The organism is Rhodococcus sp. Leaf233 (genome assembly GCF_001426165.1).
In the GTDB taxonomy this organism is placed as follows: Bacteria; Actinomycetota; Actinomycetes; order Mycobacteriales; family Mycobacteriaceae; genus Rhodococcoides; species Rhodococcoides fascians.
In genome coordinates this window covers 731,817-742,944 of sequence record NZ_LMRO01000001.1, presented here as the reverse complement: position 1 = coordinate 742,944, position 11,128 = coordinate 731,817, and the positions used below count along the sequence as shown (strand labels likewise).

The 11,128-nt window shown below is 63.8% G+C and carries 13 protein-coding genes; 6 read left to right on the top strand and 7 right to left on the bottom strand.

The window, feature by feature from the left end:
- Positions 1 to 45 precede the first annotated feature (45 nt).
- Together ASH04_RS03695 and ASH04_RS03690 are read left to right on the top strand one after the other, a co-directional pair.
- Positions 46 to 1,296, top strand: a complete 1,251-nt coding sequence (locus tag ASH04_RS03695) for an Hsp70 family protein (RefSeq protein WP_057472748.1) — start codon at positions 46 to 48, stop codon at positions 1,294 to 1,296.
- Between the two features lie 47 nt (positions 1,297 to 1,343).
- Positions 1,344 to 2,213, top strand: a complete 870-nt coding sequence (locus tag ASH04_RS03690) for a 1,4-dihydroxy-2-naphthoate polyprenyltransferase (RefSeq protein ID WP_032375571.1) — start codon at positions 1,344 to 1,346, stop codon at positions 2,211 to 2,213.
- On the opposite strand, the gene ASH04_RS03685 is transcribed toward ASH04_RS03690, so the two are convergent.
- The 5 genes from ASH04_RS03685 to ASH04_RS03665 form a co-directional block, all read right to left on the bottom strand.
- On the bottom strand, positions 2,210 to 2,590 hold the full coding sequence (locus tag ASH04_RS03685) for a phage holin family protein (protein WP_032390699.1): 381 nt from the start codon (positions 2,588 to 2,590) through the stop codon (positions 2,210 to 2,212). The genes ASH04_RS03690 and ASH04_RS03685 overlap by 4 nt on opposite strands.
- A gap of 33 nt (positions 2,591 to 2,623) precedes the next feature.
- Positions 2,624 to 3,127, bottom strand: a complete 504-nt coding sequence (locus ASH04_RS03680; protein ID WP_052053120.1) for a Clp protease N-terminal domain-containing protein — start codon at positions 3,125 to 3,127, stop codon at positions 2,624 to 2,626.
- A gap of 6 nt (positions 3,128 to 3,133) precedes the next feature.
- The gene (locus ASH04_RS03675) at positions 3,134 to 3,349 is read right to left on the bottom strand and encodes a hypothetical protein (protein ID WP_032365231.1); all 216 of its coding nucleotides are present in this window, start codon (positions 3,347 to 3,349) and stop codon (positions 3,134 to 3,136) included.
- Between the two features lie 55 nt (positions 3,350 to 3,404).
- Entirely contained in the window at positions 3,405 to 3,746 is a 342-nt protein-coding gene (locus tag ASH04_RS03670; RefSeq protein ID WP_057472925.1) for a hypothetical protein, read from the bottom strand.
- A gap of 68 nt (positions 3,747 to 3,814) precedes the next feature.
- Entirely contained in the window at positions 3,815 to 4,315 is a 501-nt protein-coding gene (locus tag ASH04_RS03665) for a MarR family winged helix-turn-helix transcriptional regulator (protein ID WP_052061312.1), read from the bottom strand.
- 74 nt (positions 4,316 to 4,389) lie between these two features.
- Here ASH04_RS03665 and ASH04_RS03660 point away from each other — a divergent pair, with 74 nt between their 5' ends.
- The 4 genes from ASH04_RS03660 (at position 4,390) to ASH04_RS03645 (ending at position 9,562) form a co-directional block, all read left to right on the top strand.
- Positions 4,390 to 5,298, top strand: a complete 909-nt coding sequence (locus ASH04_RS03660) for an NAD(P)/FAD-dependent oxidoreductase (protein WP_032399446.1) — start codon at positions 4,390 to 4,392, stop codon at positions 5,296 to 5,298.
- A 67-nt stretch (positions 5,299 to 5,365) separates the two neighbouring features.
- Positions 5,366 to 6,760, top strand: a complete 1,395-nt coding sequence (locus tag ASH04_RS03655; protein ID WP_057472747.1) for an HNH endonuclease signature motif containing protein — start codon at positions 5,366 to 5,368, stop codon at positions 6,758 to 6,760.
- Positions 6,761 to 6,785: 25 nt separating this feature from the next.
- The gene (gene pepN, locus ASH04_RS03650; RefSeq protein WP_057472746.1) at positions 6,786 to 9,245 is read left to right on the top strand and encodes an aminopeptidase N; all 2,460 of its coding nucleotides are present in this window, start codon (positions 6,786 to 6,788) and stop codon (positions 9,243 to 9,245) included.
- 5 nt (positions 9,246 to 9,250) lie between these two features.
- Positions 9,251 to 9,562 (top strand): hypothetical protein, encoded by a 312-nt coding sequence (locus ASH04_RS03645; RefSeq protein ID WP_027498322.1) that lies wholly within the window; start codon positions 9,251 to 9,253, stop codon positions 9,560 to 9,562.
- Between the two features lie 6 nt (positions 9,563 to 9,568).
- Here the strand turns inward: ASH04_RS03645 and ASH04_RS03640 are convergent, their stop codons facing one another.
- Positions 9,569 to 10,651, bottom strand: a complete 1,083-nt coding sequence (locus ASH04_RS03640; protein ID WP_057472745.1) for a PLP-dependent cysteine synthase family protein — start codon at positions 10,649 to 10,651, stop codon at positions 9,569 to 9,571.
- The gene (locus ASH04_RS03635; protein ID WP_082519146.1) at positions 10,648 to 11,001 is read right to left on the bottom strand and encodes a DUF4229 domain-containing protein; all 354 of its coding nucleotides are present in this window, start codon (positions 10,999 to 11,001) and stop codon (positions 10,648 to 10,650) included. Before ASH04_RS03635 ends, ASH04_RS03640 begins: the two co-directional genes overlap by 4 nt.
- Positions 11,002 to 11,128: the final 127 nt, after the last annotated feature.

Here is an 11,128-nt window from a genome sequence, read left to right as displayed (position 1 = left end):
GACGGTACAGTGTCCACGTCGCCGTACAGGAGAGGCCGGTTGGAGATGCGTTCGTCGGTAGGTGTGTCCCTGGGAACGTGCGGCATCCGCACGTCTCGGACGACCGAAGACGGCACGTGGACAGACGCCGCTCCCTTCGACGACTGGCAGCTCTCCCCCTCCCCCGAGGACGTCGCGCGGGTCGTTCGCGGAATCGTCGACCGCCCGGACGCGCCGCAATCACTGGGCATTGCGTACCGGACCGCCGACGAGCGTGATCGCATCACGAAGGCTCTGGCCGAGGAATACGTCTCGGACGTACATCTGATCGACGAGACCGACGCTGCTCTCGAGTACCTCCGTCCCGGCCTGGCCAGCCAGCACCGCACCATCGCCCTGTTCGACGCAGGCGAGACCGGTGTCGACATAGACATCGTCGACGTCGAATCCGGCCGCTCCTATGGCTCGACTCGTACGACAGCAATCAGCGGAGCCTCGTTCGATGCGGTGGTTCGGGAACACATACTGGGCCTCGGCATCGTGCGGGAGCCGCACACACACGACGAGGACACTGCTCTGACGGCATTCTGCCGTGGCATCAAAGAGGCACTGTCCACGCACGAGACCACCAGCACGCCCGACGGCGAACACATTCTTCTCGAGCGCCACATCTTCGAGCTGTCGATCGCCCGGGCCACCGAACAGGCGGCCACCACGGTCCGCCAACTGGGGCTCGAAGCCGAGTTCTATCCCGACGCCGTCATCGCCATCGGCGGTACGAGCAATGTCCCCCTGGTCCGCACGACACTCGAACGGTTTCTGCAGCTGCCGATCATCGTCCCCGAGCAACCAGAACTCGTCGTTGCAGGTGGGGCGGCCGTGCACGCTGCACGCGTCGACGTCGACCGCATTGCACCGGTCGTCTCGCACCGACCGGCGCTGGCGCGGCTCGGATTGATCGCGCTACCGATCGTGGGCGTCATCGCTGCCGTCGGACTGTTCTCGGGCCTGAGTTCCGAGAGCGAAGACCAACCGCTGAGCACCCCTGCCAGCGTGGACGAGGGCATCCGGCAGACCACGACACCCTCGGCTGCACGGACCACCACCGCCACACCGTCACCGACCCCGGACATCCCGGCCCCGCCGCCGACGTCAGCTGCACCACCTCCGGCCGCCGACAGCGTGCCGTACGTGCAGTATCAACCGCACTACAACCCGCCGCCACCGCCGCCCGCTCCGACGGTGCCGCTACCGCAGATCCCCGGAGTCCAAATGCCTGTCATCCCGCTGCCGGTACTGCCGCGTCTGCCGTTCTGACCGGCCGCGTCCGCACCCTTCCGGCAGATACGGAAAGATCGTCGCTCATGGCCACCACAGCACAATGGATCGAAGGGGCGCGACCCCGAACGCTCCCCAACGCTATCGCCCCCGTCCTCGTCGGCACCGGTGCAGCCGTGTCCCTGGACGCAGGCGTGTGGTGGAAGGCTCTACTGGCACTGATCGTCTCGTTGGCGCTGATCGTGGGCGTCAACTTCGCCAACGACTACTCCGACGGAATCCGCGGCACGGACGACGACCGAGTCGGCCCACTCCGACTCGTCGGCTCCAAGGCCGCCTCGGCAGGAGCCGTCAAACGGGCAGCCATCGGCTGCTTCGCGGTCGGTGCCGTCGCAGGTCTTGTCCTGGCCGCCACGAGCGCTTGGTGGTTGGTGATCGTCGGCCTGATCTGCATAGCCGGTGCCTGGTACTACACAGGCGGCTCGAAGCCTTACGGCTACAGCGGATTCGGCGAGATTGCCGTGTTCGTGTTCTTCGGACTCGTCGCCGTGCTCGGCACCCAATACGTGCAGGCCGAGCAGATCGACTGGGCGGGCGTGCTGGCCGCGGTAGCCGTCGGATCTTTCTCCAGTGCCGTACTCGTCGCGAACAATCTTCGGGACATCCCCACCGATACCGAATCCGGAAAACGGACGCTCGCAGTGCGATTGGGCGATACCCGCACACGCTATCTACACCTGGCACTGCTGGTCGTCCCGTTCGCCATGACGGTCGCGCTGATCGCCCGAACCCCATGGGCCCTGGTCGCTCTGCTCGCGCTACCCCTCGCTGCGCGCGCCAATTCGCCGGTTCGCGGCGGTGCTCACGGCTTCGAATTGATACCGGCGCTGCGTGATTCGGGACTGGCAATGCTCGTCTGGGGTGCCGCTACCGGTGTGGCGCTGGCGTTCGCCTAACGCTTCTCGGGCACGAATGCGCCCAGCAGAAAGTTCACGATCGAGATGATGATCGCGCCCCAGAACGCGGCCGCGAAACCGACGATCTCGAGGCCGTAACCGGTCTGCGACGACAGCCACCCCGTCAACATCAGCATCAACGCGTTGATCACGAGAGTGAACAGCCCGAGGGTGAGAATCAGCAGCGGCAGTGACAACAGCTTCACCATCGGCCTGATGAACGCGTTGACGATCGTCAACACGGCCGCAATACCGAGCAGGACCACGATGTCCCACCCGTCACCGCGGCCCGAGCTGGTCACGGTGATGCCGTCGACGAATTCGTTCGCAACCCAGATGGCGACGGCATTGATCACGAGCCGAATCAGAAAGTTCATGGCGCCCATCGTAGAGTTCGGGCCCGCTCGGAGCTATGTCGTGCGAACCAGCAGGACGGCGTCGCGCAGATCGTCCAGGCTGCCGCGAACACTCACGAGCTCGGTGAACGATGGATCGGCACCTGCGATCACACCGAGAAGCATGTGCTCGACGCCGATCTCCCTGTCCCGCAATCGGACGGCCTCCTTCAAGGCCAGCTTCAGCGCTTCCTTGGCCGACGGCGCGAACGGCAGGTGAGAATCGTTCGAATGGTCGACGTCTCCGAACCCCACCGCAGTCTCGACGGTGTCGATCACGTTGTGAAGGTCGATGCCGATGGACCGTAGGGCCCGGGCGTCCCTCGACAGCACGTCCTCGAGCGCGTTGTCGAGGGTGAACCCCGCCTCGGCCAGCGCGGACCCGAGCGGTTCGTCGGTCTTGTCGAGCGCACCGAGGAACAGATGAATGGGTTCGACCCGCTCCGAGTGCAACGTCCGGGCGTGCAGCCGGGCACTGATGACGACCGCCCTGGCCTGTGTGGTGAATCGCTCGAACATGGTTGTCTACCTTCCCTTTCCGCCGTGCTTCTTGTGAACGGCCTGTCTGCTGACACCCAGCGAATCCGCTATCGCCTGCCACGCCCATCCCTGATTCCGCGCATTGCGAACCTGGACGGCTTCCAGACGTTCGAGTAGACGGCGAAGTGCGGCTACGGCACGCAACCCCTCCCCCGGATCGGAACTGGCGGCCGCGGCGGCCAATGCAGTGGCTTCGGTCATGGATGTCAATGTAGGTTGACGGAAAGGGGGTTGTCAACCTTTATTGACACGCAAGTCAGTGGTCCACAGTGATATCGACGGACACCCGCCCACGGTCGTCACGGGTCGCCGTCGCGAGCCCGGAGTACCGGACACCGCCGAGGTCGACATCGACACGACCGCCGCCGTCCACGAAATTTCGCCACCAGTTCTTCTTGTCCGGCATAGCCACCCTGACCTTCAGGTGCTCGCCCTTCCAGCTGATCGCAAGCGGCAATGTGATCCTCTTGCCGGACTTCCGGCCGGTGTAGGTCGAAATGCCCATCGAGCGTCCGAGCACCCTGTCGAGCACCGGTGCCTTCATCACGACCATGAAGACCTTGTTGAACCCTGCCGCCGACTTCTGAAATGTGTTCATCGTGTCCGCCTTACGAATCGCCCCGCACGTGTTGGCGAGCGTAGCCGTGACACAGGCCGACGGGAACGTCACCGAGACGGCAGACCGGACTCCATCGACTCGGCGAGCGTGGTCAGGGCCTCGAGAACACGGTTTCGACGTGCACCCAACACATCGAACAATCGTCCGTGCGCTTCGAGCTCTCGGGGAAATACATCATCCACGATGCGCCTCCCCTGATCGGTCAGGGTGATCGACGCAGACCGTCGGTCTTCGGCGCTGGGCACGCGCTGCAGAAAGCCGCGGCGTTCGAGCTTTCCGAGCGTCTTGCTCACACCTGCGCGGGTCATGCCGAGCAGCTCCGCCAACCGCGCTGCCGTCACCGGTTCGATCGCGTAACGCAGGGGCACCATCAATTCCACCTCGGCGACGGATACATCGGCCGCGGCGTATATCGGTTCGACGGCCACGTCGAGCAGCGCGACGATGCGCTTGATCTCGGCCACCACCTGCATCGGCGAGGTGTCCAGCTCCGGGTTGAACTCGGCCCACCGTGCACAGGTCAGCTCACGAAGCGAGGCATCGGTCATCGGCACCACCAATATCGTTAACTAGTTGACAGTTCTGCTACGTTCACAACATATCCCACCACCGAGGAGGCATCTTGACGTACGACACCGTGGTAATCGGTGGCGGCCCAGCCGGACTCAGTGCCGCGACACTTCTGGCTCGCGCCCGCCGAAAAGTGATCGTTGTCGACGCCGAAGAACCACGCAACGCGCCTGCCGACCATGTTCACAACTTCCTCTCGCGCGATGGTTCCACACCCGAGGAGTTGCATCGGGCTGGATGCGAGGAAGTCCTCCGATACGGCGGAGAAATTCTGCGCGGCAAAGTAATTGAACTCGACGAGGGATTCGAGGTCCGCCTCGAGGGCGGCGAGTCCCGGCACTCGCGGTCGGTCTTGGTGGCCACCGGGCTTCGAGACGAACTGCCCGATATCCCCGGCGTTCACGAACAGTGGGGCTCGGGAGTGCTGCATTGTCCGTACTGCCACGGCTACGAAGTTCGGGATCAGCCGATAGCCGTGGTCGGCGGATCCAACCGACCGTTCACGATCCACCAGGCGTCGCTGATTCGCCAATGGTCGGACGACGTCGTCTTCTTCACCAACGGCATCGAACTGAGTGAAAACGAACGCCTTCGACTCGACGCGCGGTCCGTCGGAATCGTCGACGTACCGGTTGCTCGAATCGTTGTGCAGGACGGTCGCGTCATAGGCATCGAGCTGACGAACGGGACCGTCGTTCCTCGAACAGTCGTGTTCGTCGGGCCGACGTTCGTTCCGAACGACGCGCTCCTGCGATCGATCGGATGCACTCGCCTCGACAACGGCTGGGTGGCCACCGACCCGACCGGGCTCACCAGCGTCGACGGCCTGTGGGCTGCGGGGAACGTCTCGGATTCCCCCGCCCAGCTCATCAATTCGGCAGCAGCAGGATCGAAGGCTGCAATCGCCATCAATCACTACCTACTCGAACTCGATGTGACCCGAGCCGTCAGCGCGGTCTGACGCCTCCTGCCAGCGCCGAAGAATGTGTCGGTGCCCTGTTCTACACTTGCCGCAGTGGATCGAATACGTGTTCGATCTTCAGTCGCTGGGGGGTGACATGGGGCTACGGAAAGCGGCGTGGGTGACGGGGGACCATTCTCCGCTCGCCGACGTTCTGGGAGCGCGACGGACGATCAACGCTGCCGTCGCTTCGGAACTTGCTCTGCTGGACGAGTATGTCCGCAGCCGAACGGCCGGCGCGTCACCGTGGGACACCGGGGTCACCGAGAAAGATCTGTTCAACTCGGCAGTCTGTGAACTGGCGGCGGCTCTGTCGTCCACGTTTGCCGCCATCAACAACAAGGTGCAGATGTGGCGTCAACTGCGCCCTCTCGTGCGTCAGGGCTTCATCGACGGTGCCCTCGATCTGGAGCGAGTCAGAACGATCCACGATCATCTACTTCATGCCCGTCCGGAGACGGCCGTTGCCCTGGAGACCGAGATTCTCAAGGCCGCCCGGGAGATGGCACCGGGAGCTCTGGGCCGCGAAATCGATCGACTGCTCATCGAGGCCGACGCCGACTGGGACCGTGCGGTACGCAAGCGTGCCGCACGCACCGAGAAGCGAATCCGCCTTCGTCGCCGGGCACGAGGACTGTCGAGCCTGACCACACTGATGACCGACGGCGAAGCCGACGAACAACTTGCGCGGATCGACGCCGAGGTCATACGCCTGCACCCGGAGGATCCGCGGTCGGACGACCAACGACGGGCCGACGCTCAGACCGCCTTGATGCGCGGGGAGACACTGCTGTGCGAGTGCGCGACATGCCTGACGCCGCGCGACGGCGACAGGGCCCCCGAGCACGATGATCCGGACACAGCGGACAACGAACCATCGGACACCGACTGCGCCGCAACCGACGGAACACGCAGCGGCAGTTCCACTTCCGCTGCACCGGGGGACGAGCCGCCGACGAGCCAATCACCGAACACGATCCCACCGGACGCACCGCCACCCAGGCTTCCCACGCCCGGCTCTGTGAATACCAGAGCTACCCGATCGCGGCCGGGTGGGGGAACGCTGATCGAACGGTGGCGTGCCACCGTCGGGGACGACCCCATCGGGATCCACGCCTTGTACCCCGACGGCCATGGGGGCATGAAACTCCCGCCGCCAGGCGCGCTGAGCTATACGCCCAGTCGAGCTCTCGCGGCGAAGGTTCGAGCCGAGAACCCGTACTGCCTGCATCCTGGCTGCAACGTGCCCTCGGAACGATGCGACCTCGACCACATCGTCGAATTCGACCGACACCGCCCCGAGAAGGGCGGCTGGACCATCCTCACGAACATCGGTCCGCGCTGTCGGCTCCACCACAACCTCAAAACGCGCAAACTTTGGCGCACCGAACTGCTTCCGGATGGAGTGCTACATATCGTCGATCCACTCGGACGTCACTACTTCACCCCACCCGCCCTGTGAAAAACAATCACCTAGGGTTGGTTCGGTGAGCACCGCGAATCTGACCCGAACCGAAACTCGCAGGCGATCGCGCCACATAGACGGGGTGAAGTATCTCGTCGATCTGAACCTCCTGCGCGCCGAGGACACGGACGTCGACACCTTCGAGTCGGTGACGACCATCGAATTCGATGCGACGACGGCGGCGACATGGGTCGATTTCATCGGTGCGTCCGTGGACGAGGTCACCGTCAACGGCACCGCTGCGCAGGTCGATTACGACGGAGCCCGCATTCAACTGGTCGGACTCGCCGACCACAACGTCGTTCGGATACGGGCACGCGGGCGGTACAGCAGGTCGGGTGAAGGACTCCACCGCTTCGTCGACCCTGTCGACGACAACGTCTACCTGTACACCCAGTACGAACCTGCCGATGCGCGACGGGTGTTCGCGAATTTCGAGCAACCCGATCTGAAGGCCTCGTTCACGCTGAGGGTCACAGCGCCCCCGGCATGGACGGTCCTGTCCAACCGCGCGGGAGTCACCGACGGCACAGTCACCACGTTCGCCCCGACGCTGCCCATATCGACGTACATCACCGCGGTTGCGGCCGGGCCTTACCACGGTGTCGAATCGTCCTGGACTCGAGGCGATCTGACTGTCCCGCTCGGCGCGTACTGCCGCGCATCCCTCGCCGAGTATTTCGACGCCGAGGACATCTTCGACATCACCGAGCGTGGCCTGGACTTCTTCCACGACAAGTTCGACTATCCGTACCCGTTCGGTAAGTACGACCAGATTTTCGTCCCCGAATACAACCTCGGTGCGATGGAGAACCCCGGTCTCGTCACGTTCACCGAATCGTACGTATTCCGTTCGGCGGCAACCGAAGCCCAGTACGAGGCTCGGGCGAACACGATTCTGCACGAGATGGCGCACATGTGGTTCGGCGACCTCGTCACGATGCAATGGTGGGACGATCTGTGGCTCAAGGAGTCGTTCGCCGACTACATGGGTGCGTACGCGTCGGCCGAAGCCACCCGGTTCACCGATGCCTGGGTCAGTTTCGCGAACCGCCGAAAGGCGTGGGCCTATTTGCAGGACCAGCTTCCCACCACTCACCCGATCGTCGCCGACATCACCGACCTCGAGGCAGCCAAGCTCAACTTCGATGGCATCACCTACGCCAAGGGCGCAAGCGTGCTCAAACAGTTGGGGGCGTTCGTCGGTGCCGACGCCTTTTTCGCAGCGTCCCGCAACTACTTTCGTACGCATGCCTTCGGTAATACGACCCTGACGGATCTCTTGAGCGAGATGTCCACCGCCAGCGGGCGAGACCTCGAGACCTGGGCGGGCGCATGGCTGCAGACCACCGGCGTGTCCACACTGACTTATACCGGCGACGCCGTCGAGCAGACGGATCCGCGTCCGCACCGCATCGCGGTCGGGCTCTACGATCCGGACGAGGCCGGAAATCTCACGAGGACCCACCGCTACGAACTCGACATCACCGACTCGCGAACGCCCGTCGACTTCCCCGATTCTGCGCTGGTTCTGCTCAACGACGACGATCTGACCTACGCCAAGATCCGATTCGACGAGCGCTCCACCGCCACCGTGAGGACCTCCCTCGATCGCATCGTCGATCCCCTTGCACGAGGGCTGGTGTGGTCGGCACTGTGGAACTCCACCCGGGACGCCGAGCTCTCTGCGATCGAATACCTGGACATCGCAACCAGATTCGCGCCAACCGAACCCAAGATCGGGTTGCTCTCCGCAGTCACGGCCAACGTCGCGTACACTCTCGCGCACTACCTCCCCGAAGACCGACGGGACGAGCCCACCCGGCATTGGCTCGAAGCGTCGTGGCGGCAGCTGCAGTCGAGCGAACCCGGAAGCGACGCGCAGTTGGTGTGGGCGCGGGCGGTCGCATCGGCTGCGCAGCTCGACGACTTCCTGGCCGACGATCTACGCTCCCTGCTCGATGGCACCGCGACCATTGCCGGGCTGAGGCTGGACCCCGATCAGCGCTGGGCATTCTGGCTGGCACTCGCCGCCACCGGACACGCAACTATCGCAGAGCTGGATACCGAACTCGGTTCGGACGACACACTTTCGGGGCGCACTGCCCACACCGCGGCGGCGACGGCGATCCCTGACGCCACAGTCAAAGCGAGCGCGTGGACTTCCATCACCGAGCGCGACGACGTGTCCAACGATGTTCTCGACGCCTACATCACCGGGTTCGGGGCGGGTCACCGACCGGACCTCACTCAACCGTACGAGGACCGGTATTTCGAGTCCATCTCCTCGTTGTGGACCTCACGCAGCATCGAGATCGCACGGAGGATAGTTGTTCGCCTCTTTCCTCAGCAATTGTCGACCGACAGTGCAGACGTGTGGCTCGCCGAGCACGAGTGGGCACCGGCTGCGTTGCGGCGCTTGGTGATCGAGCAGAGAGATCACCTGGCCCGGAGTTTGCGCGTGCAGGCTCGGCTAGGGTGACGATCATGTCCGACCATGATGCTCGACGTTCGTTCGCCACATCCGCTCTCGCCGCAGGCGGCTTGCTCGGCGGCTTCGCTGTTGCTCGCCGGTCGCACAATCGCCAACTCGGCGGAGCAGTGCTCGCTGCAGTCGGCGTTGTCTGCACCACGCAATGGCAGAAGTCGTCGGGCTCGGCTCGTGCCGGCGCACTGCTCGGGACGTACCTCGTGGCGTTCGGTGCGTCGCACCCGCTCGCGAAGAAGATCGGTGCGTGGCCGGCCGTCGGGACGGTCGCCGCTGTCACTGCGGTGACGTCGATGGTCGTGACCTGGTAGATCTGCTCAGAACACCCCGGTGCGGATGAACTGCTCGAGCGCGGCGGTCGGTTCGACGAGATCCATGCCCTGGCCCGCGACCCAGGTGTCGTCGAAATAGGTTTGCGAATAACGGTCTCCGCCGTCGCACAACAACGTCACCACACTGCCGGTGCGTCCCGCGGCAATCATCTCGGAGATCAATCCGAAGGCACCCCAGATGTTGGTGCCGGTGGATCCTCCCACTCGTTTACCGATCGCAGCCGAAGTGAATCTCGCGGCCGCCACCGACGCAGCGTCGGGCACCGCGATCATTCGATCGATCACCTGGCCGACGAAGGACGGTTCCACCCGCGGTCGCCCGATGCCTTCGATACGTGAGGACTTACCGGTCTCGAAACTCGCGTCACCGGTTTCGTAGCCTCCGATGAAGGCCGAATTCTCTGGGTCCACCACAGCCAAACGCGTTGCGTGTCTGCGGTATCGGATGTATCGACCGATGGTGGCGCTAGTTCCGCCCGTTCCCGCGCCTACGACCACCCAATCGGGGATGGGACATTTCTCGAGCCGGAGCTGATCGTAGATGGACTCGGCGATGTTGTTGTTTCCTCGCCAATCGGTGGCCCGTTCGGCGTGGGTGAACTGGTCCATGTAGTGGCAGTCGGGTTCGGCTGCGAGCCGGTGCGCTTCGGTGTACATCTCACCGGGGTGGTCGACGAAGTGGCAGCGCCCACCGTGCGATTCGATGAGGGCGATCTTGGCGGGACTTGTACTTCTGGGCATGACTGCGACAAATTTCAATCCCAGCAGGCCGGCGAAATATGCCTCACTGACCGCCGTGGAGCCGGACGACGCCTCGACGACCGTGGTTCGCGCGGTGACCCAGCCGTTGCAGATCGCGTACAGAAACAGCGATCGCGCCAGCCGGTGTTTGAGGCTGCCGGTGATGTGAGTGGATTCGTCTTTGAGGTACAGCGATATTCCCCATGCGGCAGGCAGTGGATAGCTCAGCAGGTGTGTGTCGGCACTGCGCTGAGAATCGGCTTCGATCAACCGGACTGCGTTGTCGACCCACTCACGCGATCCGGAGTGGTCCACCGATGTGGTCACTTGCGGCCGTCTTCACCGCGCAGCTTGGACTGCAGGTCCGCGCGAGCGGTGCGTCGGTGTTCGTCGACCGCAGCGATGGACTCGTTGACGCGGATGCGCATCTGCTTGAACAGAAGCAGGGACAACGGCAGCGAGATGAGGACGCCGAAGATCGCGGCGACGAGGATCGGAACCTCGATGCCGAAGAGTAAACCGACACCGATGATGATCGCGGCAATGACGATGACGAGCGCCAGACGCGCGAACGTGTACACGGCGAGATTGATGGCAAGGGACTTCTTCGCAGAACGGCCGGGCGTGGGGTTTCCGCTGGTCGGGTCGCTTCGGTCGGCATTCGTCGCATCACTCACGAGCTCAAGGTTACCGGGCCGTGCAGGGCTTCCCACCCACCCCTGGCGTGACCGATTTGTCCATTACCTCCCCTTTACCAACCTTGTATCAGTCGAGTACCTAGGGGTCCGAGTGCAACCATGGGGC

Excerpts from the sequence above, each read along its gene's own strand:
- ASH04_RS03695 (WP_057472748.1), top strand. The coding sequence starts at position 46 with ATGCGTTCGTCGGTAGGTGTGTCCCTGGGAACGTGCGGCATCCGCACG.
- ASH04_RS03690 (WP_032375571.1), top strand. The coding sequence starts at position 1,344 with ATGGCCACCACAGCACAATGGATCGAAGGGGCGCGACCCCGAACGCTC.
- ASH04_RS03685 (WP_032390699.1), bottom strand. The coding sequence starts at position 2,590 with ATGAACTTTCTGATTCGGCTCGTGATCAATGCCGTCGCCATCTGGGTT.
- ASH04_RS03680 (WP_052053120.1), bottom strand. The coding sequence starts at position 3,127 with ATGTTCGAGCGATTCACCACACAGGCCAGGGCGGTCGTCATCAGTGCC.
- ASH04_RS03675 (WP_032365231.1), bottom strand. The coding sequence starts at position 3,349 with ATGACCGAAGCCACTGCATTGGCCGCCGCGGCCGCCAGTTCCGATCCG.
- ASH04_RS03670 (WP_057472925.1), bottom strand. The coding sequence starts at position 3,746 with ATGAACACATTTCAGAAGTCGGCGGCAGGGTTCAACAAGGTCTTCATG.
- ASH04_RS03665 (WP_052061312.1), bottom strand. The coding sequence starts at position 4,315 with ATGACCGATGCCTCGCTTCGTGAGCTGACCTGTGCACGGTGGGCCGAG.
- ASH04_RS03645 (WP_027498322.1), top strand. The coding sequence starts at position 9,251 with ATGTCCGACCATGATGCTCGACGTTCGTTCGCCACATCCGCTCTCGCC.